Source organism: Kineosporia sp. NBRC 101677, from assembly GCF_030269265.1.
Lineage (GTDB): Bacteria > Actinomycetota > Actinomycetes > Actinomycetales > Kineosporiaceae > Kineosporia > Kineosporia rhizophila.
This window is the reverse complement of record NZ_BSTA01000003.1, coordinates 767,996-792,711: the sequence shown is the minus strand read 5'-3', so window position 1 is coordinate 792,711 and position 24,716 is coordinate 767,996. Positions and strand designations below refer to the sequence as shown.

27 protein-coding genes are annotated in these 24,716 nt (G+C 70.9%); 15 read left to right on the top strand and 12 right to left on the bottom strand.

The features are described from left to right. Window position 1: 1 nt before the first annotated feature. The 6 genes from QSK18_RS12485 to QSK18_RS12460 all read right to left on the bottom strand — a co-directional run bounded on the left by QSK18_RS12485 (window position 2) and on the right by QSK18_RS12460 (window position 4,954). Window positions 2-1,117, bottom strand: coding sequence for a branched-chain amino acid ABC transporter permease (locus QSK18_RS12485; RefSeq protein WP_285618941.1), 1,116 nt, complete (start codon window positions 1,115-1,117; stop codon window positions 2-4). Further along, window positions 1,114-1,986, bottom strand: a complete 873-nt coding sequence (locus QSK18_RS12480) for a branched-chain amino acid ABC transporter permease (RefSeq protein WP_285618939.1) — start codon at window positions 1,984-1,986, stop codon at window positions 1,114-1,116. The genes QSK18_RS12485 and QSK18_RS12480 overlap by 4 nt, the downstream gene beginning before the upstream one ends. Then, on the bottom strand, window positions 1,986-2,699 hold the full coding sequence (locus QSK18_RS12475) for an ABC transporter ATP-binding protein (protein ID WP_232810770.1): 714 nt from the start codon (window positions 2,697-2,699) through the stop codon (window positions 1,986-1,988). The genes QSK18_RS12480 and QSK18_RS12475 overlap by 1 nt, the downstream gene beginning before the upstream one ends. Continuing rightward, complete coding sequence (locus tag QSK18_RS12470; protein ID WP_232810772.1) at window positions 2,696-3,463, bottom strand: ABC transporter ATP-binding protein; 768 nt, start codon at window positions 3,461-3,463, stop codon at window positions 2,696-2,698. Before QSK18_RS12470 ends, QSK18_RS12475 begins: the two co-directional genes overlap by 4 nt. A gap of 68 nt (window positions 3,464-3,531) precedes the next feature. Beyond that, window positions 3,532-4,284, bottom strand: coding sequence for a glucose 1-dehydrogenase (locus tag QSK18_RS12465; RefSeq protein ID WP_285618937.1), 753 nt, complete (start codon window positions 4,282-4,284; stop codon window positions 3,532-3,534). Between the two features lie 4 nt (window positions 4,285-4,288). Next, window positions 4,289-4,954 carry a TetR/AcrR family transcriptional regulator gene (locus QSK18_RS12460; protein ID WP_232810776.1) on the bottom strand — a complete coding sequence of 222 codons (666 nt, stop codon included), beginning with the start codon at window positions 4,952-4,954 and terminating at the stop codon, window positions 4,289-4,291. Between the two features lie 237 nt (window positions 4,955-5,191). On the opposite strand from QSK18_RS12460, the gene QSK18_RS12455 reads away from it, so the two are divergent. The 7 genes from QSK18_RS12455 to QSK18_RS12425 are packed head-to-tail and all read left to right on the top strand — an operon-like array spanning window position 5,192 to window position 11,731. Beyond that, window positions 5,192-6,778, top strand: a complete 1,587-nt coding sequence (locus QSK18_RS12455; protein WP_285618936.1) for an ABC transporter substrate-binding protein — start codon at window positions 5,192-5,194, stop codon at window positions 6,776-6,778. Between the two features lies 1 nt (window position 6,779). Next, window positions 6,780-8,477, top strand: coding sequence for an ATP-binding cassette domain-containing protein (locus tag QSK18_RS12450; RefSeq protein WP_285618934.1), 1,698 nt, complete (start codon window positions 6,780-6,782; stop codon window positions 8,475-8,477). After that, window positions 8,461-9,279 carry an ABC transporter permease gene (locus tag QSK18_RS12445; RefSeq protein ID WP_232810782.1) on the top strand — a complete coding sequence of 273 codons (819 nt, stop codon included), beginning with the start codon at window positions 8,461-8,463 and terminating at the stop codon, window positions 9,277-9,279. The genes QSK18_RS12450 and QSK18_RS12445 overlap by 17 nt, the downstream gene beginning before the upstream one ends. Before the next feature lie 3 nt (window positions 9,280-9,282). Beyond that, complete coding sequence (locus QSK18_RS12440; RefSeq protein ID WP_232810785.1) at window positions 9,283-10,278, top strand: ABC transporter permease; 996 nt, start codon at window positions 9,283-9,285, stop codon at window positions 10,276-10,278. Window positions 10,279-10,289: 11 nt separating this feature from the next. Continuing rightward, a complete protein-coding gene (locus tag QSK18_RS12435; RefSeq protein WP_285618931.1) occupies window positions 10,290-10,778 on the top strand; it encodes a cysteine hydrolase family protein in 489 nt (162 codons plus the stop codon). Next, window positions 10,775-11,347 (top strand): cysteine hydrolase family protein, encoded by a 573-nt coding sequence (locus QSK18_RS12430; protein ID WP_232810789.1) that lies wholly within the window; start codon window positions 10,775-10,777, stop codon window positions 11,345-11,347. The genes QSK18_RS12435 and QSK18_RS12430 overlap by 4 nt, the downstream gene beginning before the upstream one ends. Window positions 11,348-11,356: 9 nt before the next feature. Further along, entirely contained in the window at window positions 11,357-11,731 is a 375-nt protein-coding gene (locus QSK18_RS12425) for a nuclear transport factor 2 family protein (protein ID WP_232810791.1), read from the top strand. A gap of 1 nt (window position 11,732) precedes the next feature. Here the strand turns inward: QSK18_RS12425 and QSK18_RS12420 are convergent, their stop codons facing one another. From QSK18_RS12420 to QSK18_RS12410, 3 genes are all read right to left on the bottom strand, one after another. Beyond that, window positions 11,733-12,347 carry a TetR/AcrR family transcriptional regulator gene (locus QSK18_RS12420; RefSeq protein WP_285618928.1) on the bottom strand — a complete coding sequence of 205 codons (615 nt, stop codon included), beginning with the start codon at window positions 12,345-12,347 and terminating at the stop codon, window positions 11,733-11,735. Window positions 12,348-12,400: 53 nt separating this feature from the next. Then, a complete protein-coding gene (locus QSK18_RS12415; RefSeq protein ID WP_285618926.1) occupies window positions 12,401-12,856 on the bottom strand; it encodes a nuclear transport factor 2 family protein in 456 nt (151 codons plus the stop codon). Between the two features lie 73 nt (window positions 12,857-12,929). Next, window positions 12,930-14,366 (bottom strand): Nramp family divalent metal transporter, encoded by a 1,437-nt coding sequence (locus tag QSK18_RS12410; RefSeq protein WP_232810797.1) that lies wholly within the window; start codon window positions 14,364-14,366, stop codon window positions 12,930-12,932. A gap of 165 nt (window positions 14,367-14,531) precedes the next feature. Here QSK18_RS12410 and QSK18_RS12405 point away from each other — a divergent pair, with 165 nt between their 5' ends. Continuing rightward, entirely contained in the window at window positions 14,532-14,996 is a 465-nt protein-coding gene (locus QSK18_RS12405) for a hypothetical protein (protein WP_232810799.1), read from the top strand. Here the strand turns inward: QSK18_RS12405 and QSK18_RS12400 are convergent. Next, window positions 14,969-15,520, bottom strand: a complete 552-nt coding sequence (locus tag QSK18_RS12400) for a PadR family transcriptional regulator (RefSeq protein ID WP_232810800.1) — start codon at window positions 15,518-15,520, stop codon at window positions 14,969-14,971. The genes QSK18_RS12405 and QSK18_RS12400 overlap by 28 nt on opposite strands. Before the next feature lie 51 nt (window positions 15,521-15,571). Between QSK18_RS12400 and QSK18_RS12395 the strand changes: the two genes are divergently transcribed. The 3 genes from QSK18_RS12395 to QSK18_RS12385 are packed head-to-tail and all read left to right on the top strand — an operon-like array spanning window position 15,572 to window position 17,794. Beyond that, the gene (locus tag QSK18_RS12395; RefSeq protein WP_285618924.1) at window positions 15,572-16,549 is read left to right on the top strand and encodes an ABC transporter ATP-binding protein; all 978 of its coding nucleotides are present in this window, start codon (window positions 15,572-15,574) and stop codon (window positions 16,547-16,549) included. Continuing rightward, the gene (locus QSK18_RS12390; protein WP_232810802.1) at window positions 16,549-17,298 is read left to right on the top strand and encodes an ABC transporter permease; all 750 of its coding nucleotides are present in this window, start codon (window positions 16,549-16,551) and stop codon (window positions 17,296-17,298) included. Before QSK18_RS12395 ends, QSK18_RS12390 begins: the two co-directional genes overlap by 1 nt. 13 nt (window positions 17,299-17,311) lie before the next feature. Continuing rightward, the gene (locus QSK18_RS12385; RefSeq protein ID WP_232810803.1) at window positions 17,312-17,794 is read left to right on the top strand and encodes a hypothetical protein; all 483 of its coding nucleotides are present in this window, start codon (window positions 17,312-17,314) and stop codon (window positions 17,792-17,794) included. A gap of 9 nt (window positions 17,795-17,803) precedes the next feature. Here the strand turns inward: QSK18_RS12385 and QSK18_RS12380 are convergent, their stop codons facing one another. Continuing rightward, complete coding sequence (locus QSK18_RS12380; protein WP_232810804.1) at window positions 17,804-18,511, bottom strand: DUF7007 domain-containing protein; 708 nt, start codon at window positions 18,509-18,511, stop codon at window positions 17,804-17,806. Window positions 18,512-18,833: 322 nt separating this feature from the next. On the opposite strand from QSK18_RS12380, the gene QSK18_RS12375 reads away from it, so the two are divergent. The 4 genes from QSK18_RS12375 to QSK18_RS12360 are packed head-to-tail and all read left to right on the top strand — an operon-like array spanning window position 18,834 to window position 23,987. Further along, a complete protein-coding gene (locus tag QSK18_RS12375; protein ID WP_285618920.1) occupies window positions 18,834-20,207 on the top strand; it encodes a tetratricopeptide repeat protein in 1,374 nt (457 codons plus the stop codon). After that, window positions 20,194-22,725 (top strand): CHAT domain-containing protein, encoded by a 2,532-nt coding sequence (locus QSK18_RS12370; protein WP_285618919.1) that lies wholly within the window; start codon window positions 20,194-20,196, stop codon window positions 22,723-22,725. The genes QSK18_RS12375 and QSK18_RS12370 overlap by 14 nt, the downstream gene beginning before the upstream one ends. 15 nt (window positions 22,726-22,740) lie before the next feature. Next, window positions 22,741-23,127 (top strand): hypothetical protein, encoded by a 387-nt coding sequence (locus QSK18_RS12365; RefSeq protein ID WP_285618918.1) that lies wholly within the window; start codon window positions 22,741-22,743, stop codon window positions 23,125-23,127. Continuing rightward, entirely contained in the window at window positions 23,124-23,987 is an 864-nt protein-coding gene (locus tag QSK18_RS12360; RefSeq protein ID WP_285618917.1) for a hypothetical protein, read from the top strand. Before QSK18_RS12365 ends, QSK18_RS12360 begins: the two co-directional genes overlap by 4 nt. A gap of 16 nt (window positions 23,988-24,003) precedes the next feature. Here QSK18_RS12360 and QSK18_RS12355 read toward each other — a convergent pair whose 3' ends face one another. After that, window positions 24,004-24,681 (bottom strand): hypothetical protein, encoded by a 678-nt coding sequence (locus tag QSK18_RS12355; RefSeq protein ID WP_232810813.1) that lies wholly within the window; start codon window positions 24,679-24,681, stop codon window positions 24,004-24,006. Window positions 24,682-24,716 lie beyond the last annotated feature (35 nt).

The window sequence follows — 24,716 nt, the reverse complement described above, 5'->3', positions numbered from 1 at the left end:
GTCAGTCCTTTGACGGTTGAGGGGACGTTTTTACGGACGTTTGTGAGGACGTTTGTACGGACGGTGGGGGCGGGGAGGGTTGCGGGGTTGCATCGGGGCGGGACCGGATCCGGACGTGGGACAGCAGGCCGAGCGCCCCGCCCGGGGCGAGCACGGTGAGACAGATCAGGAGCAGGCCGAACACCAGGACGGCGAGGTTGCCGTCCAACCGCTGCGCCACGTCGGCGGGCAGCGCGAACTGGGACGTGGCGAGCCCGATCAGCCAGGGCAGCAGCACCACGAGGGCAGCACCGATGGCGGCCCCGGCGAGGCGGCCGGTGCCCCCGACGACCACGCCCACCACCAGGAGCAGTGACAGGGTGACCCCGTAACCGCCCGGCCGGACGCCGGAGTCGACGAAGCAGAGGACCGCGCCGCCGGCTCCGGCGGCCCCGGCCGAGAGCACGAAGGCCAGCACCTTGGTGCGCTCGGGACGGATTCCGGCCAAGGAAGCGGCCACCTCGTCGTCCTTGACCGCCCGCATCCGTACGCCGGTCGGGCCGCTGTCGACGAAGACGAGTACGGCCAGCACGACGGCGAGCACGGCCAGGGCTACCCAGGCCTGCCACTGCTCCAGGGCGATCAGTGCGTCCAGGGCCTCGGGTACCGACTGGAAGGGCACCATCAGGCCCTGGTCACCGCCCAGGGCCGAGACTTTGGTGGTCAGTGCCGGAAGGGCCATCACCACGGCGAGGGTGAGCCCGGCGAGGTAAGGGCCGTGCAGGCGCGCCCCGGCCAGGCCCAGCAGGAGACCCACGACCGTTGCGGTGAGTACCGCGGCGATCAGGCCTACGACCGGCTGCAGGGCGGTCGGCAGGGCGGCGTCGCCCGCGTTCACCGTCAGCGCGTAACCGTAGCCGCCGGAGGCCATCAGGGCGGCGTGCCCCAGTGACAGCTGGCCGGTGCGCCCGATCAGCAGGCTCAGCCCGGCGATCGCGCACAGGTGGGCGGCGACCAGGGCGAGCAGGTAGTTGCGGTAGGGGTCGAGCAGGAAGGTGCCGGCGACGGCGGCGACCAGGCCGCCGACCGTGAACAGGAGGATGCGCCGCAGGTCGGGCCGGGCGGGTGGGCGGTTCACACCTGCCTCGCCTTCACCGAGGCGAACAGGCCGGCCGGTCTGACCAGGAGAACCAGGACCAGCAGGGCCAGTACGCCGAGCGGGGCCACCCCGGCGCCCAGGTAGCCGGTGACCAGACTGATCAGGATGCCGACGAGCAGGCCGCCGATCACGGCTCCCTCGGAGGAGTCCAGACCACCGATCACGGCGACGGCGAAGGCGCTGACGAACAGGGTGTCACCCGCGTGCGGGTGCAGTCCGAGTTCGCCCGGCACGGCCAGCATGACCGCCAGCGCGCCGACCGAGGCCGCCAGTACCCAGCCGATCGTGCGCATCCGGGCCGCCTGAACTCCCAGCAGCCGGGACATCTCGGGGGCGAAGGCGGCCGCACGCATCTGCAGGCCCAGGGAGGTGCGGGCGAACAACAGGCGCAACCCGGCCATCAGGGCGACCGCGACGGTGATGGTGAACAGGTCGTAGGGGGACAGCGTGGACACTCCTCCCACGGTGAGCGGGCGGTCGTCGAAAGGTATGGACACGGGCCGGTATCGAGGGCCGGCGATGATGCCGGTGAGGGCCTGCAGCACCATCACGGTGCCGATGGCCAGGATGACGCCCGAGAGCGGGTTGTTGGCGGCCTGCATGATGCCTCGTTCCACCGCCCAGCCGAAGGCCGCCCCGGCCAGGACGGCGGTGATCAGGCCGACCCAGTAGCTGCCGGTCAGGTTGGTCACGGCGAGGGCGAGGTAGCAGGCGGCCACGGCCATCGCGGCGGCGGCGAAGTTGATGATCCGGGTGGAGCGCCAGATCAGCACCAGGGAGAGGGCGAACAGGGCGAACACCACGCCGTCGGCCACCCCGGCGGTCAGCAGGAAGACGAAGCGTTCCATCAGTACCCCAAGTAGGCGTGTCGGAGGACGGCGTCGCGGGCCAGGGCGTCGGCCGGCGCGTCGGTGCGGATCCGGCCCAGGTGCAGGACGAGACCCCGGTCGGCGATGGAAAGCGCGCTGGCAGCGTTCTGTTCGGCGAGCAGGACGGTCAGGCCGGTCTCGTCGCACCGGTCGCGCAGGGTCTGCATGATCGAGTGCACGATCTGCGGGGCGAGGCCGAGCGAGGGCTCGTCGAGCAGGAGCACGTCCGGGGTGGAGACCAGGGCCCGGGCCAGGGCGAGCATCTGCCGCTCGCCTCCGGAGAGCTGGTGGCCCAGGGAACGGCGGCGGCGGGCCAGGGGTTCGAAGCGTTCGTACTCCGCATCGATCCGGGCTCGCAGTGCGGTCCGGCCATGGCGCCAGAGACCGCCCAGGCGCAGGTTCTCCTCGACGGTGAGCTCGGTGATCACCCCCCGTCCTTCGGGCACGTGGGCCAGGCCGCGCCGGACTCGTTGTTCGGGTGCCACTCCGGTCAGGTCTTCTCCGCGCAGGAGTACCGAACCGCTGGTCGGCAGGAGCCCCGAGATGGCTCTGAGAAGGGTGGTCTTCCCGGCGCCGTTGGCCCCGAGCAGGGTCACCACCTGGCCGTCGGGCACCTGCAGACTGACATCGTGCAGCACCGGGCCGGCGCCGTAACCGGCGGTCAGGCCGCGCACTTCGAGGGCCGCGCTCATCGGGCCACCTTGATGCCGAGGTAGGCCTCTTCGACGGCCGGGTCGCGGCGCACCTCGTCGGGGCGGCCGGTGGCGATCACCCGGCCGAAGTCGAGCACCACCACCCGGTCGCAGACGCCCATCACGAAGTCGACGTGATGCTCGACGAGCAGCACTGCGCAGCCGTCGGCGGCGACGTCGCGGATCGTGGTGCCCAGGTCGAGCACGTCGACCGGGCCCAGGCCGCCGGCCGGTTCGTCGAGCAGCAACAACCTGGGACGGGTGGCCAGGGCCCGGGCCAGGGCGACGCGCTTCTGCTCGGGATAGGGCAGGGCTCCCACCGGGTCGCCGGCCCGGTGGGTCAGCCCGACCCGCTTCAGCGCCACCGCGGCCCGTTCGTCGCGGTCGGGTCGGCGCAGCACCGACACCAGGACGTTCTCCAGCACGCTGAGGTCGGGCAGTACGCCCAGGCCCTGCAGAGTGCGGGCGATGCCCACGTCGGGCAGTTCGTGGGGGCGGCCGGGTGCCGGTGCCCCGGCCACCTCGACCGTGCCCGTCCGGGGCTTGACCAAGGCGCACACGGCGTTGAAAAGGGTGGTCTTACCAGCCCCGTTGGGGCCGATCAGACCCACCACCTCGCCGTCGGCGACCTCCAGGCCGACGTCGACCAGGGCGTCGAGACCGCCGAACCGTACGCCGAGCCCTTGCACCCTTAACCGGGGCACCGCCGAGGCGCCGGGTGGGGAACCGCCAGGTTGTGCACGCGCCGCGTCATACGTGGCCATCGACACCTCATCGAGTCGGGGGTGAGGCCAGAGTACGACCTAAACCGACCAGACGGTATGTCTTTTACCTAACGAAGCGGAACGCCCGCGATCATGCCGCCGTCGACCACCAGCTCGGTGCCGGTGACGTAGGCCGAGGCGTCCCCGGCCAGGAACACCACCGCGCCGACGAGATCGTCCGGCCGGGCGGTGCGGCCCAGGGGGATGATCTGGCGCTGCGCGTCCAGGTGCACCGTCATGTCGGTCTCGACAAACCCCGGGTGCACCGAGTTCACCCGGATCCGGTCCGGCCCCAGCTCCACCGCGAGCGACTTGGTCAGCCCGCGCACGCCCCACTTGGAGGCGGTGTAGCCGTGAAGGGCGGCGCCGCCCCGCATGCCCTGTACCGAGGAGATGTTGACGATCGACCCGCCCCCGCCGGCCTTCATCGGCGCCACGGCGGCCCGCACGCCCAGGTAGACGCCGGTCAGGTTGACCGCGATCACCGAGTCCCACTGCGGGCGTTCGTACTTCTCGATCCGCCCGGCGTTGGCGATGCCCGCGTTGTTGACCAGGACATGCAGGCCGCCGAGCCCGGTGGCGGCCTCGGTGGCGGCGGCCCAGTCCGGTTCGCTGGTCACGTCGAGGGGCACGAAACGGGCCCGGTCGCCGAGCTCTTCGGCCAGGGCGCGGCCCTCGTCCTCGAGCAGGTCGCCGATCAGGACGGTGGCGCCCTGATCGTGCAGGCCGCGCACGAAGGCCGCCCCCAGGCCGCGGGCGCCCCCGCTGACCAGGGCCACCCTTCCTTCCAGGGAGTAGCTGACGTCGGGCTGGGGGCTCATGGGGTCACTCCTGTGGGTTGGGGGGCTTGGCCTTCTGGTTCCGCGACGATCTTGAGGACGTTTGTGAGGACGGCTTGGGTGCGGGGTGCTGGGACGAGGCGGCGATCGAGACCAGGAACATGTCGGTGAGCTGCTCGGCCAGGGTGGTCTTGTCCTCCGGGCCCGCCGGTGAGTACCAGGACGAGAGGTAGTGCAGGTCGGAGAAGAAGTGGGCAGCCATCACGGTGACCGGGATGTCGGTGCGGTAGAGCCCCTCGTCCTGCCCGCGGGTCAGCAGGCCGGTGAAGACGTCGTGATAGGCGCGCCGGCGCCGGGTCACCTCGGCCTGCCGGGGAGCCGAGAGCATGTGCTGGCTGCGGAAGAACACAGTGCCCTCGAGCAGGAAGTCCACAGAGGTCTCGACGACGTCGACGCAGACCTCACGCAGGGTCTGGTGCACCCCGGCGCCCCGGTCCACGATCGCCTGCAGGTGCTCGGTCTGCACCGACAGGATCCGCTCGTAGATCGCGAAGAGCAGATCGTCCTTCGACTGGAAGTAGTGGTAGAGAGCGCCTTTGGTGACGCCTGCGGTCTCCACCAGCTGCTGCACCGAGGTGTTGGCGTAACCCTGGTCGGCGAACAGCTCCAGGGCCGCCCGCATCACGTCGTCCACGACGCTGGTCTGTCTCATCGGGTCTTCGTCCTTCATCGGTGCGGATCTCGAACAACACCCGGTCTCGCCGAACCGACCGGGCGGTTTGACGGTACATGACGGCAGTGGGCGCCCAGCGGGGGAGAGGCTGGGTGATGTGGGTCACGCTCGTCTGCCAAGGTGGAGAAACGTGCAGGTAACGGCGGCGGCCGTCATGCGTAACTATCGCCCGATAGCTAATAGGGGCCCCGGCCGTCCCCGAGAAAGCGTCCGCCCATGCCTCAGCGCTCGCGCACCACGATCTCCCTGTCCGCCGGCCTCGCTGCTCTGGTCCTGGGCCTGTCTGCCTGCAGCGGCAGCACCCCGGGGGCCGACACCGGCACCACCGCCGACGGGGAGGACACGCTCCGCCTGGCGTTCCTCGGTGGCATCTCCACCCCCGACCCGGACAGCGCCTACGACGGCTACGAACTGAACCTGGTCAACAGCGCGTACGAGGGCCTGCTCGACTACCGGCCCGGCCAGGCGGAGCCCGAGCTCGTGGGCCGGCTGGCCAGCGAGTGGACGGCCAGTGACGACAACACCGAGTTCACCTTCACCCTGCGCGAGGGCGTCACCTTCCACGACGGCACCCCCTTCACCGCCGACGCGGTCAAGGCCTCGTTCGACCGCCGTCTCGCGGTCGACGCCGGGCCCGCCTACATGGTCAAGGGTGTCGAAAGCGTGACCAGCTCCGGCGAGAACGAGGTGACGGTCAGGCTCTCCAGCCCCAACGCGTCCTTCCTCGACCTGCTCGCCTCACCGTTCGGGCCGAAAATGATCAGCCCGGCCGCGCTGAAGGAACACCCGTGGACCGGTGAGGAGGACAACTGGTTCGCCACCAACGACGCCGGTACCGGCCCCTACAGCTACAGCGCTTTCGAGCCCGGCGTGTCATACGGCCTGAAGGAGTACGCCGACTACTGGGGTGAGGAGCCGGGTTACGCGAACGTCGACTTCGCCGTCGCCTCGAACCTGTCCACGGTGCAGCTCCAGCTCGAGAAGGGTGAGGTGGACGGCCTGATCGGCTACACCGACAGTGCCTCCTACGCCTCCCTGGAGAGCAAGGAGAACCTGACCGGGTACACCTTCCCGAGCATGCAGACGCCCACCCTGTTCGTGAACCCGAAGAGCCCCGAGCTGAGCGACGACGCCACCCGCAAGGCGTTCATGGCCGGCATCGACTTCCCCTCCCTGGCCCAGAAGGCGCTCGGCGACACCGGTGCCCCCACCACCCAGGTGTTTCCCGAGAACCTGATCCCGGCCGAGCTCAACCAGCAGAAGATCCAGCCGGTGCCGGGTGCCCTGCCCGACCTGGCCGAGGGAAAGCTCTCCAGCGGAACGATTTCCTGCGGCTACCCGGAGAGCAGCGCCTCCGGCCAGGCGCTGTGTGACAACCTCACCGCCGGCCTGAACGAGGCCGGGGTCAAGGCCGAGAGCACCGGATACGCCAGCGGTACGTTCTTCCCGGCTCTGGAGAAGGGCGCCGACGGGCCGGACATCACCTTCTTCTCCGGCTTCCCCGACACCGCCCACCCCGACGCCTGGGGCACCGTCTTCTACACTCCCGACGGCGGTCTGGACCTCTTCGGGGCCGAGGTGCCCGGGGTTGCGCAACTGCTGGCCGAGGCCGCGGAGACCGACGACGAGAAGCTCTACGGTGAGGTCGCGGCGAAGGTCAGTGAGTCGGCCTACTGGTACTCGGCCGCCAAGAGCCTTGGTACGGCGGTGTTCCAGTCGGGCATCGGTGGTGTCGAGAAGTCGTACAACCCGGTGATCACCGGCTACCTGCAGCTGCAGCTCCTGACCCCCGCGGGTTCCTGACATGGGCACCGCGCTGACCGTGAACGGACTCTCCGTGCGCTATCCCGGCCGCAGCACCTGGGCCGTGGAGGACGTCTCGTTCGTCATCGAGCCGGGCCGCTGCCTGGGCCTGGTCGGCGAGTCCGGTTCCGGCAAGAGCACCATCGGCCTGGCCGTGCAGGGGCTGCTCACCGATCAGCGCGGTGCCACCGGGATCACGACCGCCGGTCAGATCGAGATCGGCGGCACTCCACTGGACCCGGGAGTCGAGGCGGGCTGGCGGGGTGTGCGTGGTCATCAGGTCACCACCGTCTTCCAGGACCCGATGTCCTCGCTCGACCCGACCATGACCATCGGCCGGCTGCTCGGCCTGGTCACCGGCAAGGCTGACGAAAGCCGGCGTTGGCTGGAGGAGGTCGAGATCCGCGAGCCGGAAACGGTTCTCCGCAGCTTCCCGCACCAGCTTTCCGGCGGCATGCGTCAGCGCGTGATGATCGCGCTGGCGCTGGCCCGGCGGCCCACCCTGCTGGTCGCCGACGAGCCGACCACCGCCCTCGACGTCAGTGTCCAGGCGCAGATCCTGAAACTGCTCACCCGGGAACGCGAACAACTCGGCTGCGGCGTCCTGTTCGTCACCCACGACCTGGGGGTGGCCCGGTCGGTCTGCGACGAGGTGGCGGTGATGCACAGCGGAAAGATCGTCGAGTACGGACGCACAAAACAGGTTTTCGAGCAACCGTCAGTCGCGTACACCCAGCGTCTGGTGGCATCCCGGCTCACCCTGGCCACCGACCGGGAACGTCCGGTGGGGCTTCCGGAGGCGACTGTGGTCGCCTCGATGTCCGAAGCGCTCGGGCAGGGCGAACAGGGGACGTCCGAACTCACCAAGAGCTGGTCGGACGGGCTCCTGCGGTGGAGCCGTTTCGGTCAGAACCGAACAGAGGACGTCGCAGTCGCCTCCGCGGTCGGCGTCAACTCGTTCGCGCTCGAGTTGGCGAAGGTGCAGAAGTCTTTCGCCACGGGTGGATTCGGCCGCCGCACCCGCAAAGCGGTCCTGCACGGCGTTGATCTGCGGGTCGGCCCGCGCGAGAGCGTGGCGCTGGTGGGGGAGAGCGGTTCGGGCAAGTCCACCATCCTGCGGATCGCCGCCGGGCTGGAGCAGGCGGACAGCGGCGACGTGGTGGTGGACCGCCGACGGGGTGAAGGTGTCCAGGTCATCTTCCAGGACGCGGGCGCCTCGCTCACCCCGTGGCTGACCGTGAGGTCGCTGCTGCTGGAACGGCTGGGCAACACCCGTACCGGGGCCGGCCTGGACAAGGCCGGCCGGCAGGAGCACGTGCGGCTGGCGCTGGAGCGGGTGGCTCTGCCGGAGGAGGTGCTGGACGCCCGGCCGGCGCAGTTGTCCGGTGGGCAGCGGCAGCGGGTGGCAATTGCCCGCGCGGTGGTGGTTCCGCCCTCGCTGCTGCTGTGCGACGAGCCGACCAGTGCCCTGGACGTCTCGGTGGCCTGCTCGGTGCTGAACCTGCTCAACCTGCTGCGGCACGACCTGGGCCTGCCGATGCTGTTCGTCACCCACGACCTGGCCGCGGCCCGGGTGATCGCCGACCGGGTGGTCGTGATCAGCCAGGGCCGGATCGTCGAGAGCGTGCCGTCGGACGACCTCGGCACCGCCATCACCAGCGACTACGGACGGAGGCTGCTGGATGCCGTCCTCGACTGAGACCAGGCGGGGGTCCCAGATCTCCTTGGCCGCCCTGCTGGTCGTGGTGCTGCTGGCCCTGTTCGGCCCGTTGCTCTCGCCCTACGAGAGCAACATCCCCTCCGGTGACGCCTATCTGGCGCCGTTGTCCGGCGGGCATCTGCTCGGCACCGACAACCTGGGCTTCGACCTGCTCACCCGCGTGCTCGAGGGCGCGCGCATCAGCCTGTTCGCCGCGTTCGTGGTCACCCTGGCCAGCGCCCTGCTCGGCCTGCTGATCGGGGCCGTGGCCGGATTCCTGGGCGGCTGGGTGGACGCGGTGCTGATGCGGGTCACCGACCTGTTCCTGGCCTTCCCGGCCACGATCGTCGCGATGGCGATCGTCGCCGCGCTCGGGCCCGGCCTGCGCAGTTCCATGATCGGCATCGCGATCGTCTGGTGGCCGCTCTACGCCCGCATCGCCCGGGGCGAGATCCGCCGGGCGGCCGGGAGCCTGCACGTGGAGGCGGCTCGCCTGGCCGGTACCCGGGGGCCGCGGCTGATGCTGCGCCACGCGCTGCCCACCGTGCTCCCGACCGTGCTGGTCACCGCCAGCCTGGACATCGGCGGGGTGATCATGACGCTGGCCGCCCTGGCCTTCGTCGGGCTCGGCTCGCCCGCGCCCTCCCCGGAACTGGGCCTGATGTCCAGCGCCGGGCTGCCCTTCCTGCTGGACGCGTGGTGGATCGCGGTGGTTCCGGGCGTCGCGGTGGGCGTGCTGTCGCTGATCTTCAACTATCTCGGCGACGGCCTGCGCTCGACGCTGCGGGCGAGAGGAGCCTGAGTCATGGTCCGGTTCACCCTTTCCCGGTTGGGTTCGCTGGTCGTGGTGCTGTTCGCGCTGTCGGTGCTGATCTTCACGGTCAGCCGGTTCGGCGGCGGAGACCCGGTGCGGGCCTTCGTCGGCGGCAACGCCTCCCCGGAGGCGATCGCGGCGGCCCGGGCCCGGCTCGGCCTCGACCAGCCGCTGGTGCTGCAGTACTGGGACTACCTGACCCGGCTGGTGCAGGGCGACCTCGGGCTGAGCCTGAGCACCAAACGCCCGGTCGCGGACGAGCTGGGCACCCGCATCCCGGCCACCGCGGAACTGATGCTGGCCACCATCGTCCTGGCGGTGGTCATCGCGCTGGTGCTGGCCCGTGGCTACACCATGGGCGGCCGGGCGGGCAGCGTGCTGCGGTTCGTGCTGTTCAGCGCGGCCAGCGCCCCCGCGTTCCTGATCGCCACCGGCGGTCTGCTGCTCTTCTTCGGGCAGTTCGGCTGGCTGCCGGTCTCCGGCCGCACCTCCTACGGGGCGAGCAGCGGCCTGAGCGGGATGTTCGTGCTGGACGGGCTGATCACCGGCAACCTGGCCTACGCCTTCGACGCGCTCCGGCACCTGGTGCTGCCGGCCACCGCGGCCAGCCTGGGCCCGGCCGTGGCGCTGGCCCGTGTGCTGGCCGACGGGCTGTCGACCAGCATGAGCTCCGGATATGCCCGCACCGCGCGGTCTCTGGGCGAGACCGAGCCCCAGCTGCTGCGGCGGCACGGTCTGCGCAACGCCGCCGGACCGGCGATCAGCCTGCTCGGCGTGCAGATCGGGATGATGCTCTCCAGCCTGGTGGTGGTCGAGGAGATCTTCTCCTGGAACGGCCTGGGCCAGTACCTGGTCCGGGCGATCGGCGCGGCCGACACCAACTCAGTGGCCACGATCAGCCTTCTGCTGGGCGCGGTCTACGTCGTCGTCAACACCGTTGTCGATCTGTGCCTGGCGGCGCTGGACCCCCGCGTCCGCCTCTCCTGAAAGGGTTTTCCGTGACAGAAGTCGACGAGCCGCTGCGGGTCCGGGACTGGACGCCGTCGGGCGAGCTGAAGCCGGTCGGAACGGTGGCGCTGGTCCTGCTGGACGACACCGGTGCAGAAGCGCTGGTCCGGGCCTGCCGGGACCAGAACGTGCCGGTCGTCTTCGCCGGCCGCTTCGGCGCGGTGCCGGTGATCGAGGCCCGGCCCGAGGAGTACGTGGTGCGCCGGCACCGCGACTCGGCCTTCTTCGGCACCGAGCTCGACCTGATCCTGCGCGGCTACCAGGTGCAGACGGTGATATTGGCCGGTGGCACGAGCGATGTGACCGTGCACTACACCGCGGTGGACGCGCATCAGCTCGACTACCACTTCCGGGCCGTCACCGATCTGATCACCGGCTCGGACGACGAGCTGCACCAGGCCGCCCTGCGCGCGATGAAGTACCTGCAGCGTGACTCGCTGGTCACCCTCGCCGCCGTCGAAAGCTGGTTGTCCGCATGAACATCAAGGGGAACACGGCTCTGCTGGTCGTCGACTTCCAGGGCGGCGACCTGTCCGGCCCCAAGGCGGCCTACGCCCACGGGCAGCTGCACCGGGCCCAGGCGCTGGTCGCGGCCAGCCGGGCCGCCGGGGTGCCGGTGATCTGGGTGCAGGAGGTGCACAAGCCGCACCTGGCCGACATCGGCCGGGAGCTGGACGGTTCCGAGGGCCCGCACTGCATCGAGGGCAATCCGGCCACCGAGATCGCCACCGGACTGGGGCCGGTCGGCGCCGAGCACCACATCCGCAAGCGCCGCTACTCCTCGTTCTTCGCCACCGAGCTGGACATCGTGCTCAAGCAGTACCAGGTCGAGACCCTGGTGATGATCGGCGGTTTCACCGACATCTGCATCCTGTACACCTCGGTCGACGCGCACCAGCGCGACCTCACGCTGAACGTGGTCGGCGACGTGGTGGCCGGGTCGAGCCGGCAGGCGCACGACGACGCGCTGAAGATGATCCAGCACCTGCAGCCCTCGGCCCTGGTGACTTCGCAGGACGTGCTGAACTGGCTGGCGGTGGCCGTCTAGGATGGCCGGATGGACGAGACCCGCCGGATCGCAGTCGCCTACGTCGAGTCGTGCGAGCAGCGCGACTGGGCCGCGTTCGAGGCCCTGCTGGCCGAGGACGTGGTGTACGAGATGCCGCAGACCCGCGAGCGCATCTCGGGTCGCGAGCGCTTCGTGCGCTTCAACCGGGAGTACCCGGGTGAGTGGCACCTGTCGGTCCGGCGGGTGGTCGCCGAGGGCCTGAACGCGGTGGTCTGGATGGCTGTTTCGGTCGGATCGGAACAGGTGGACGCCTGTGTATGGCTCGATCTGTCGGAGTCGGGCCGGATCAGCCGCATCACGGACTTCTGGCCGGAGGCCTACGAGCCCCCGGCCGGCCGTGAGCATCTGGTCGAGCGCTGGTGAGTCAGCGCACCACGGCGAGCACGGCGTCGCGTACCGCCGGGGCCAGGCGCTCGCCGTCGACCGCCCGGCTGTGCACCCGCCGCAGGATCCAGCCCTCGACCATGGTGAACACCACCTCGGTCACGGTCTCGAGATCGTCGGTGCTGCGGCCGTTCTCGGTCAGGGCGGCGCCCACCAGCTCGCGGTAGACCGCGTACAGCAGGCGCCCGTGCTCGGCCATGCCGGCGGCGAGGCCCTCGTGGCGCACCTCGGGCAGGTAGCCGAGCAGGGCCACGTTGTACGGCCCGTCGCAGAGCATCTTCACGTCGAACTCGACCAGCCTGCCCAGGCGCTGGGTGGCGGTGAGCGAGGGGTCGGCGCGCAGTTGCTCGAAGCGCTCGAGGGTGGGGCGGAAGGTCTGCAGCTCCACCTCGACCAGGATGTCGGCCTTGACCGCGAAGTGCGAGTAAAGCGACGGCTGTCGAATACCCACCTTCTCGGCGATGTCTCGCGTGGTGGTGGCCGCGTAGCCCTGGGTGCTGAAGAGTTCCGTGGCCGCCTCGACGATGCGCCGGCGGGCCGAACCCCGCCGGTCGTGCCTCGACCGCACGGCGGAATCCCTCACGGTCTCGGACATCTGCCCAGTGTGCCTGGTGCCTGCGGGAAAGTCAGGCGGGGGGCGCTGTAATGTCAGGCACCCCAGCCCGCGGGCGGATCCACGCGCATTCCGAAAACGGTGTTGTAGTACTCGCGGTGCTCCACGCACAGCCCGGTCTCGTCGAAACGCAGCACCAGGCATCCGGGAAAGGTGAGCCAGTCCTCGCCCGGCCCCGGCGCGGTGCCGGTGCGGCGTTCGTGCCAGGCCGGATCGCGCATGGTGGCCCACATTTCGACGCTGGTGAGGGCGCCTTCGCTGATCGGGGTGCCGAAGCGCAGGGTCAGTTCCTCGAACGAGTCGGTGGCCGTCTTCCAGTGCGCGGCGATCTCCTCACGGCCGCGGCGGGGCGGCGCGGTGGGGGAGAAGTAGTAGAGGGCGTCCGGGGTGAACAGTTGCACCACGTCCTGCGGGCTGCGCTCGCGCCACGCAGCGGCGTAGCGGTCGATCCACTCGCCCCGGCCGATCTCACTGCGCTCAATGTCGCCCATGCGCCTCACTTAAGCAGACGCAGTGGGGACGCCGCGCAGCCGCGGCGCCCCCACTCGTCCTCAAGTTGTTGCTCTAGAACTTCTGCACCTGCTGGTAGATCGTGACCGCCGACAGCACCGCGAAGAAGCCGGTGCTGAAGATCAGGACGCCGGCGCGCACACCACCGACCTGGATCGCCCGGGGCAGGGCGTGGCGGTTCATCCACAGCAGCAGGGCGCTGTAGAAGAGCATGCTGACCCCGGCCACGCAGGCCGAGATCACCAGCAGCACCAGCGGCTGGTCCAGGCCCAGGGCGAGGATGCCCACGCCGGTGAGCACCAGGATCCACACGGCCGCGAAGTACACCCGGTTCTCGGTGACGTTCCGGCGGCCCAGGTAGGTGCCCTTGAGGATGTCGGCGACCAGTCGGCTGGTGTAGTCGACGATCCCGGCGGCCGCGGCGAACAGCGAGAACGTGCCCACCACCCAGAACAGCGTGCCGAACCAGCCGCCCACGGCGCCCTTCAGCGCCTCGCCCTCCACGTCCAGGAAGTCGATGGAGTTCTCCAGGCCGGGCGTGCCCAGCACGGTGGAGTGCGCCAGCATCGACGTGAGCAGGATGGTGACGAACGTGATCAGGGCGAAGGTGAGGGCCTGCTCGAGGTTGGCGAAGCGCCACCAGCGCTGCCAGCGGCTCAGGTTGGTCGGGGTGGGCTCGAAGACGAACGCCCGGGCGTCCGGGGCGGCGATCTTCTCACCGGTGATCGGGCTGGCCAGACGGGGCACGTAGGAGCCCATCCCGAAACCCTTGTCGCGGATCCAGTTGCTCTGGCACAGGTTCTGCCCGCCGCCGGCCCCGGCGAAGGCGATCGCCCCCATCAGCACGGCGAACTCGATGTCGGAGGGGAAGCGCCCGACGTGGGTGACCGCGTCCGGCAGGGCCTGCCAGGTGTCCGCCTTCAGGGCCAGGGTCACGGCGACCACGAAGAACAGGCCGACAGCCGCCACCTTGACGATGAGCAGGCGCTCCATCAGCGTGTAGACCACCGGGGCCAGGGTGAGCATGGCGCCGATGACCAGCAGCATGATCACCGCTACCACGGTGGAGTCCCCGCCGAACAGGTAGGTGAACATGGTGGCGGCCGCCGTGGCCCAGCCGGGCCAGAGGTTCTGGAACACGGCCAGGACGACGAAGAACACGCCCCAGTGCTTCCAGTAGCGGTTGAACCCGGTGAGCGCGGTCTCGCCGGTGGCCAGGGTGTAGCGCTCGATCTCCATGTTGAGGAACCACTGGATGGTCAGGCCCAGGGCCGCGCCCCAGAGGAAGACCAGGCCGACCTGACTGGTGATGTAGGGCCAGAGGATGAACTCGCCGGAGGCGAGGCCGACGCCGGAGGCCACGATGCCCGGCCCGATCAGGCGCCACATCTTCCGGGGCGGGTCGGGCAGGTCGCGGACCTCGGGGCCGGGCAGGTTCCCGGTCTTCAGGCTGAAGTCGCCGGCGTCGGTGGCGGCGGGCTGGTTCGTCATACGGGTTTCCTTGTCGCTCGTCGCGGCAGGTACGGCCGTGCTGAAAGGCTCCATGGTCCGCTTTGTCCGGGCGCTCCGCCAGACGTCGCCCGGACGTCGCCCAGTGCCTCAGGGTGGGTGCGGCCCGGCCTGTCACCGGTCGCGGCGGGTACCTACGGTCGAAACATGAGTGAAGAAACCGTGATTGCCGAGCTCCACACGCGCTGGGTGTTCGGCTGGGAACGCAACTCCGGCGACGTTCCCTTCGACTTTCCCCGCATCTTCGGTGACCTGTACGACTTCGGCGGGGAGGGCGTCCGTTTGTACGACGACTTCGACCCGCAGCACCGGGTGGCCACCACCGCAGCCGAGTACGGCCAGAACTTCACGCCCGCCTTCGACGCCATGCAGTACGCCCATCACCTGGTGGAAGACGGCCCCCACGTCGTCGCCGGAAGCGACCTGTCCGCGTCCACCCTGGTGTTCCTGGCCCGGATCGCCACCGCCGAGGCGGTCACCGACATCCGCACCACCTCTTCACTGGTCTGGCGAAGGACGGCGGCGGGCTGGCGGATCGTGCGGGAGCACAACTCCACGCAGGTGCTCGAGGCGGGTGCCCTGGATCAGAGGTTCTCGGCGGGCCACGCGTAGCCCGGATCGGCGATCTCCTGGGTGAACCGCTCCAGCCAGGCGATGTCGTGCCGGGTCTGGGAAGCGAAGAACGCGGTCTCGCTCATGTAGATCGCCGGCAGTCCGGCGTTGTCGAGCCCTTCTTCCAGCTCGGCGGCCCGCTGCCGGAGGGCCTGAACGCGGTTGGTGAGCGCGCTGACGGCGATGCTGCGTTCCAGGATGCCGACGTAGGCCAGGGCGGTGACGAAGCGGGCGGCGTTGGCCGGGTCGGCGTCTTCCAGATCGGCCTGCACCCGGGCCCGGAAGTGCGCGATCCCGGCCTCGGTGAGCTGGAAGGTGGGTCGGTCGGTGGTCTGGTCGGCCGGCTCGATCCAGCCTTCGGCGCGTAGTGATCCGACCAGCGTGTACACCGAGCCGGTGCGCACCCGCAGGTGCTGGTAGCGCTCACGCAGCCCGGCCAGCAGCCCGTACTGGTGGCGCGGCTGCTCCAGGAGGAGCCCCAGCAGCGGCAGGACGAGGGGGTTGTCGGTGGCGCGCAACGGCATGGTTTGAGGGTACAGTCGTATACGGATAGTCGTATACGACTAGGAGGAGCCGTGCTGAACGCGATCGAGGCCCAGGGCCTGGGCAAGACCTTCTCGAGCCGGAGCGCGACCGTGGAGGCGGTGGCGGACCTGTCTTTCGAGGTGGCTCCGGGGGAGGCGGTGGGCCTGATCGGTCCCAACGGGGCCGGGAAGACCACCACCATGCGGATGCTGGCCACGTTGGAGAACCCGAGCGCCGGCCGCGCCCGGGTGGCCGGCCATGATCTGCGGCGCGATCCGCGAGGGGTGCGGCGCAGCATCGGGCTGGTCGCCCAGAGCGGTGGAACCCGGCCGACCGCCACCGCCCGTGACGAACTGGTGCTGCAGGCCCGGCTCTACCGTTTGCCGGCCCTGGGGCAGCGGGTGCGCGCCATGGTCGAGGCGTTCGCGCTGGAAGAGGTGCTGGACCGGCCGACCCACACGCTTTCCGGCGGTCAGCGTCGGCGTCTCGACCTGGCGATCGGCCTGATCCACGCGCCCGGGGTGATCTTTCTGGACGAGCCGACCGCGGCGCTCGATCCACCCAGCCGGCTGGACCTGTGGGAGCACCTGCGGGCCCTGCGCCGGCGCAGCGGGGCCACCATCGTGCTCAGCACCCACCATCTGGACGAGGCCGAGGCGCTGTGCGACCGCATCCTGGTGCTCGACCGGGGCCGGCTGATCGCGCAGGACAGCCCGGCCGGGCTCAAGCAGCAGTTGGGGCGCGATCTGGTGGTGGTGGACCTCGGCCCGGACGCCGCCCGGGCCCGGGCCGTGGCCCTGGGGTTGAACGGGGTGCGCACGGTCAACGTCGGTGAGGGGGAGCTGCGCATCGGGTGTGAGAACACCGACGCCCTGGTGCCCGAGCTGGTGCTGGCTCTCGGTCGGGCGGGAATTGCGGTGCGGGGTCTACGTTCTGAGCACCCTTCACTGGACGACATGTTCCTCGAACTCACCGGCCGGCCACCGGTCGGCACGGCTTCCGTCACCCAGCCGGAGGAGATGGTCTGATGATCACCACCGTCCAGGACATCGCGGTCGTCTTCCGCGGTGAGCTCGACCTGGCCCTGCGGATGAAGGGCTGGCTGCTGATCGGTCTGATCCAGCCCTTCGTCTATCTGCTGCTGTTCGGCCCGTTGCTGGGCAGTGCCTTGCCGGCCGGGCAGAACCCCTGGCTCTTCTTCGTGCCCGGGTTGCTGCTGCAGCTGGGGTTGTTCGGCACCGGGTTCGCCGGCTTCAACCTGATCCCGGACATCCGCTCCGGCTTCGTCGAAAGACTGCGGGTCACCCCGGTGAGCCGACTGGCCATCCTGCTGGGACGCGTCCTCAAGGATGCGGTTGTCCTGGTTCTGCAGGCGGTTCCGTTGATCCTGCTGGGCTACGCGCTGGGTATGGCGGCCGATCCGGTGGGGGTCGTGGCCGCCTTCGGGCTGATCCTGATCACCGGTATCGGTCTGGCCTCGCTGTCGTACGTGCTGGCGCTCACCCTGCCCAACGAGTACCTGTTCGCCCCGGCGGTGAACACCCTGGCGATCCCGCTGATGCTGCTGTCGGGGATCCTGCTGCCGCTCGAGGGTGCACCGGCCTGGCTGGACTGGCTGGCCCGGCTGAATCCGCTGCGCCATGTGCTGGACGCCACCCGGGACCTGTTCGCCGGGGTGGTCGATGCCACCGTGTACACCGGAGCCGCCGTTGCAATCGTCCTTGCGCTGGTGTCTTTCGTGGTCGGGGCCCGGCTGTTCGCCGGTCGCACCGCCTAGCTACGGTGTCGCGGTGCACAGACAGATGCCGGTGATGAGCCGGGCCACGACCAGCGCGGCGGTTGCCGGGGTACTGATCCTCGGTGTGCTGGGCTACCTGCTCACCACCTGGGAGCGGCCGGACCCGGAGCAGGTCGTGCGGGACAAGCTCCAGGCCTCGGCGGTTGACCTGACCGAGGAGGCGTCCACCGCGCTGGTCGACTCGGACGGCAATGCGGAGGACGCTCGGGCCGAGGTGGCCGACGCCCACCCGTTCGAGGTGTTGGAGAGCCGGGTGAAGTCCACCGACGTGGTGGAGTGGGACGTAGTCCTCGCCGGTGGGGCATCGCGCAAGTATGTGGCCGCCGGGCAGTGGGAGAAGTTCCACACCTGTTTCCGGCTGTCGGGGAAGGTCGGCGATGGGGGAGCTGTGAGTCGCTCAGTAATCCCTTGCCCGACTGCCGAGGATCCGCCGCGGGCGTTGGAGGGGAGCAGGCTGGTCGAGCTGCCGGCCTGATCCTCGGGCTCAGGGGTGGTCGGGCCAGGGCTGGTGCTGGTCCGGGTCGACCACGAAGCGAAATCCGGGCCGGGTGTTGTACTCCCGCACGGGAACCAGGTGCCAGGACAGGTCGGTCGGGTCGGCGTCGGGGGCTGCGAGCACCCCGACGTAGCCCGCCGGAACGCTCTCGTGCCACTCGCCCCAGACCTGCGTGGCGACCGGTCCGGCCTTACGCGGCGCGGCGGGGGTACGGCGCACCGACACCACTCCGGCGGAGGACGAGCTGACCGACAGCACCGGGGTAGTGGTAGGCGCGGACGCAGGGGCGGCCGGCTTGGGCAGGCTGGTTGCCGTCGTTGTCACCGCTGACAGGGCCTGCACCACGTCGACGGGCAGGACGATGTCCGGCGTGGGGGCCTGCTTGACCACGGTCGCGTACTGGATCGGGTGGGCCTTGCGCTGGAGGGCGTGGGCGTCGTGCACGGTGCGCTGGGGGAAGAGCTCCGGGAAGGTGATCACCACGATGGCCCACTGGTCGTCGCGTTCCCCCTGCCCGTACCAGCCCGTGCGCACCCGCCAGGTCTGGTGGACGCGGTCGTTGGCCTGACGGGGGATGAAGTAGCCACGGCTGGTGGCCGTGCGCACCCGCAGGATGCCGTCCTCGCCGAGGGGCTCGCTCTCCTGGATGCTGCCCCAGGGGCTCCAGTCGGGGGTGAGCGTGCTCGGGCGTGACATCAGGCCTCCTGCCGTTTTTCGCCGGGAAGCGGGTTCGCAAGATCCGCGGCGGCTCGGCCCTCCGTGACCGAGCGAATGTCGACGGTAACTGATGTTTGCGCCCAGAAGGAGGTGTCCGGGTCACCTTTTTTGCAAACTATGGACGGCGTCGGCGCAGGTCAGCGGCGTACGTGGGGATTCGCGGCGATTCGCCGTCAATGGGCCGATGGTGGTTTTCGGTCACTTGTGGATACAGAGACGTTTCCGGCGGTCCGAACCGGTATTTTTGCAGTGAAGATGTCGCTCTTGTGTCATTCGTGCACTTCATCCGTTGGGGGGACGAGTGTTCGGTCGGAAGAAGAGGCGCGCCGCCCCGCCGGAGGAAGTCGATCCGTCGAACTCGGAGTTCGCCGGGTTCCTTGCTGCCGGGCGGGCCCGCCTGGCAGCAGCAGACCCGGAGCAGGCCGAACAGTGGCTCACCGCCGCGAGCCACGCCACCGATCCCGGGGTGTTGTTCGAAGTGGGCTTCTCCTTCGCCGAGATCGGTGCCACGGCCAAGGCGATGCGGGTGTACGAACGGGCCGCCCAGGCCGGCCACGTCGACGCCATGAACAACCTCGGCGTTCTGCTCAAGCAGGCCGACCGGTGGGAAGAGGCCGAGCGGTGGCTGCGCGCCGCGGCCGACACCGGCGACCGGGCTGCCCTGAACAACCTGGGCAACGTGCTGAGAGGGCTGCGGCGCACCGACGAGGCGATCGACTCCTACTCCCGGGCGGCCCGGGCGGGCCACGTCGAGGCGATGCTCAGCCTGGGGCAGGTTCTGCTCTCGCAGGGCGAGGTCCGCGCCGCCAAGCGGTGGTTCCGGCAGGCGGCCCGGGCCGGGCACCCGGCCGGGGAGCTGATGCTCGAGGTCGCCGACCGGCCCGGCCCGTCCGGGCCTTCTGCCCAGCCGCCCGGTGCGGGGGAACCGCTCACGCTGCCCCTCGACGATCCGGTCGCGGCGGCCGACGCCCTTCGGCTGAGGGCCCAGGCCACCAGCGACCCGGAACTACTGGACATGGCCGTCGACTTCGCCGCCGAGGTGGTCGCCGGTTCGGCGGCCGGATCGGTCGATCGGGCGCTGTCGGCGGCCACGCTCAGTGTCTCGCTGCGTACCCGGGCCGCCCGCACGGGCAGCCAGGCCGACCTGAGCGCAGCCGTTGCCGCCGGCCGGGCCGCCGTCGACGCGGCCGACGCGTGCGGTCAGAACCGAGCCCGTTGCCGCACCGCTCTGGCCACCGCCCTGCTCGATGCGCACCAGCGCGGTGAGGCCGGGCACCTGGCACAGGCCGTCCAGCTCAACCGGGAGATCGTGACCACTCTCGACGTCGACGACCCCGAATACCCCTCGGCGCTGAGCAATCTGACCAACGTGCTGTTCGTGGCGGGGGCCGCGGAGAAGGACCGGGACATGCTCGCCGAGGCCGTGGTGACCGGCCGGGAGGCCCTGAGCCTACGACCGGAACGGGACCGGCAGCGGGGCCGGGCCGCTGTGGCCCTCAGCCAGGCCCTCATGCAGTTCGGCCTCCTGACCCAGGCGCCCGCCGTGCTGCTGGAGGCCCGGCAGTACGCCCACGAGGCCTTGGCCGACACTCCGCCGGACGACCCCAACCGGCCGGTGATCGAGAACTATGCGGCAATGCTGGACGCGGCGCTGGGCTCCGATGGCACACCCTGACCCGGGGAGCCTCAACGACGAAGCCGTCGCACTGTGGGACCGGTACGACGTGCTCGGCCACCCCGAGCTCCTCGACGCCGCCATCGCCCGGTTGCGCTCGGGTCTGGGCGCGCCCGGCACCGAGGCCGGGGTCAGGAACAGCCTGCGGGCCAACCTGTCCGGCGCCCTGGCGGCCCGGTCACTGAGAAGCGGCTCCCTGGACGATCTGCGGGAGGCCGCGAAGCTGGCACGTGACGTGGCCGGGGTCACCGCGCCGGGGGATCCGCACTACGTCGGCCGACAGACCGCCGTAGGGGTGACGCTCCTGCAGTACTACGTCCGGTCACGGGACACGTCGGTCCTGGACGAGGCGGCCGACTTCCTCGAAGTGGCCCTGCACCGGGAGCCCTCACCGTTGACCCGGGGCAATCTGGCCGAGGGCCTGCGCGAGCAGTACCAGGTGCGCCGCGACCCGGAGGTCCTGGAACGGGCCCTGGATCTGGCCCGTTCGGCCGCAGCCGAGGTCACGCACCCGCTGTACGCCCGGTCCCAGTCCAACCTGGCCCTCACCCTGATGAGCCTGCCGACAGCCGCCCGCGACCCGGCCGTGCTGGCCCAGGCCCGGCAGGCGATGTGGGCCTCGCTGGCCGCCACCCCGGCCGGGCATCCGAACGAGGTCGAGCGCAAGAACAGTTACGCCCGGCTCCTGTACCTGGTGCACCAGCAGGATCCGAACCCCTCGGCCCTGACGCACTTCGTGCGCGCGAGCCGGCAGGCCGAGAACGTCACCCCACAGGGGCACCCCCTGCGGGCCACCGCGATCCGGATGCGGGCCGCCGGTGACTACCTTCGGGCCCGGTCCGCCGGCAACCAGGCGGCGGAGGCCTTGTCGCGACGGTGGTTGCGGCACGTCGTCGACAACGCGGGTCTGCCGGTCGCCGAACGTATCCAGGCCGCCATGACCTGGGCGGGGGTGACCCTGCTGTCCGGCGCCGACCTGTCCGAGGCCCGGTGGGCGTTCGAGCGCACCGTCGACCTGTTCCCGCTGCTGCCGGGACGTCACCTGGGCCGGAGCGACCAGCAGGTGCAGATCGCCCAGTTCCCCGGGCTGGCGCTGGACGCGGCGGCCTACGCCCTGGCGGCCGGTGATCCGGCCTTGGCCCTGCTGCTGCTGGAACAGGGCCGGGGGATCCTGCTGGCCCGGGCCGTGGAGACCGCCGTCGACCCGGCCGCGCTGGAACGGGCCCACCCGGAGCTGGCCGCCGACCTGCACCGGCTGCTGATCCGGGCCGACGACCAAAGCCCTTCCGCGCCGCGCGACAGCTTCGCCCGGGCCGAGCTGCGCCGCGACCGGGCGCGGCAGTGGGACGCCCTGCTGGACACGATCCGGGCGCAGCCCGGCTTCGAGGGTTTCCTGCGCCCGCCCACCGTCGCCGAACTGCTGACGGCGGGCCGCGAGGGTCCGGTGGTCATCCTCGTGGTCAGCCCTCTGCGGTGCGACGCAGTCATTCTCGAGCCGACCAGGATGCGGGTCACGCCGCTGCCCCACCTCACTGCCGCCGAGGCCCACCAGCAGGCGCAGGCGTTCGCCGAGGCCGTGGCGGCAGGCCGGGACCCGGCCCGGGGTCGGGCCGAGCACGCGGCCGCGGAAGACGACGCCCGCGCCGTCCTGCGCTGGCTGTGGCACGCCGTGGCCGAACCCGTCCTGACCGCACTGGGTCTCGATCGCCGTCGGCCAAACGCCTCCGAACCCCTTCCGCGGATCTGGTGGGTGCCCACCGGCCCTCTGACGTTCCTGCCGCTGCATGCGGCGGGCGAGTACCCCGAGCCGTTCGCCCCGGTTCCGCCCGGGCGGTGCGTGCTCGATCTGGTGGTTTCCTCCTACACCCCGACCCTGCGCACGCTCCTGCACCACCGTGGCTCGGAGAACCCGTCGGCGCGCGCCCCCGGTTCCTCACTCGTCGTCGCCATGCCCACTACCCCTGGGGCCCCGCCACTTCCCGGAGCTCACGCCGAGGCCGACCTGATGCACCGCGAGATCTGGCCCGAGGCAGATGTTCTCGAAGGCCAGTCGGCCACGCGTCGCAGCGTGCTGGCGGCCCTGCCCGGATGCCGCCGGGTGCACTTCGCCTGTCATGCCCGCAGCAGCGCCGATGCCGCGGGCGTGCCCTACCTGCTCCTGCACGACCACCAGGACGCGCCCCTCACCGTCTCCGACATCGCGGCTCTGCGGTTGGGCGGGGCCGAGTTCGCCTACCTGTCGGCCTGCGACACCACCCGGGCGGCCCCGGCGCTCGCCGACGAGGGCGTGCACCTGGCCAGCGCCTTCCATGTGGCCGGGTTCCGGCACGTGGTGGGCACGCTCTGGCGGACCGCGGACGACGTGGCCCAGCGGCTGGCCGGGAACAGCCACCGGGCCATGGGCGGCGACGGTCCGGGCCACGTCGCCCACGCCCTGCACCGTGCCGTGCAGGAGGAACGCAGGGCGGCCCCGTCCGTGCCCACCCTGTGGTCGGCCCACATCCACATCGGCGCGTAGCGGGGAGACTCGGTCATGGACATCGAAGATCAGCTCGGGCGGTTCTGTAAGGACCTCGGCTTCCTGCGGGCTCGTGCGTCGGCCGCCGGGGTCCGGGCCCTGAGCGCTCTCGAGCAGCTCGCCCAGGAGGCGGCCGAGGGCCGGCTCGACGGCGGCTGGACCGCCCGGCTGGTCGACCTGTGCCGGCAGCTGGGCATCCCCGAGGCCGGCCCCGAACGGGCCTGGCCGCCCACGGTCTCCGGCCCGGGTTCGCTGCTGCCGGCCGGGCCGGGCCCGGCCTCGGTCGATCGGTACCGGTGCCCGACGGCCGGATGCTCCCGCTACGACCTGCGGCAACCCGGCGGCCCGGAACCGGTGTGCGCGCTTTGGGGCGAGACCCTGACCCTGGTGGATCTGCCGTGACCCCGCTGCTCGGCCCGCTCGGCAGCCGGCTGCTCGACCGCTGGAGCGCCCTGATCGCCCTTCCCGGAGTCCTTTTCGTGGTGGCCGGGGTGCTCGGGGTCGTTCAGGGCCACCGGCACGCCCTGGACCTGCAGATGCTGGCCGAGTGGGCCCGGGCCGAGGACTGGGACACGGCGGGCGGCGTCGTCCTGATCGCCTCGCTCGCCCTCGCAGCAACCGGCGCCGGGGTCGTCGCCCAGCTGCTGGGGGTCGGTCAGCTGCTGTGGTGGCTGGGCTCGTGGCCTCGGCCGGCCCGGGCCTGGTCGGCACGGCGGACGGACCGACGGCGGCAACGGTGGACGCAGGCCCAGGCCGAGTTCGTCAGGGCACTCGAAGACCCCGACCCGGCCGAGGCCGCCCGGCTCGGTGCCCGGCGCAACGCCCTCGCCCGCGCCGAACCCAGCCGCCCGACGTGGACCGGTGATCGCGTCGCGGGGGTGCAGATCCGGGTCCGCAACGCCTACGGGCTGGACCTTCCCACGGTCTGGCCCCGGTTGTGGCTCGTTCTCCCCGAGCACCCCTGCGCCGAGATCCGCGCCGCCCGGGCCCGGATCGACCAGGCCGCCGTGATCTCGGCCTGGGGCCTGATGTCCGGGGTGCTGGGCCTGATCTGGTGGCCCGCCGCGCTCGTCGGGGCGGCGACCTGGGTGGTGGGCTGGGTCACGGCCCGTCAGGCCGTCGACGGCTACGCCGAGCTGGTCGAGTCGGCCGTGGACCTCTACGGCGGGTCGCTGGCCACCAGCCTGGGCATCGAGGTGACCGGTCCCCTCACCCCGGAGACCGGCCGGGCCGTGACCCGGCGGGTCCGTAAGGGAGCCTGAACGGTTGCCGCGGGTGTCACTCCGCGTCGGCCGGAATCACCTCGCTGCGTAGGTCCCACTCGTCCAGCCCGGCGTAGAGCGTCGCCTTGCGGTAGGCGGGCACGTCGAGGCACTCGGCCACCCCGGTGCGCACCGACAGCAGCGAGTCCGGGCCGCGCCACCAGGTGTCGGCCCGGCCCTGCACCTCCGGCACCGGCAGGTAGCCGGCCAGGTCGAGGTCGTCCACGTCGTCGCCGGTGATCCGGGAGATCTGCGGGGCGAACGAGGTGGCGTGGTGTTCCAGGGCCAGCGACTCCACCCAGCCCTCGGTGCTGCCGTACAGCGGCACGTGCCGGTCGCCGGACTGCACCCCGAACTCGCCCTGGGGCCCGACCGTGAACCAGTAGCTCATCGACCAGCGCACCTCGCCCGCCTCGAAGTACCAGCCCACCCCGTCGACGAAAACCGGCAGGTCGGGCTCCAGCCACTTGGGCCCGCCGTTGTACTCGGACGAGGGCGGCAGCAGCAGGCCGCCCCAGCGCTGGTGGAAGGCGGCGATCCGGTCCACCACGTCGGTGGGCACGTCCTGCTCCAGCCACCACTGCCGGACCTCGTCCACCGGCCGTACGTCGATCTTCACACCGTTGCCGGCCAGGAACGACCGGGCCCGGCGGGTGAGGCCGGAAGGCTGCACTCCACTGAGGTTCAGTTGCACGAGAGCTGACTTTATGACGTCGCCGTGGAGAGCCG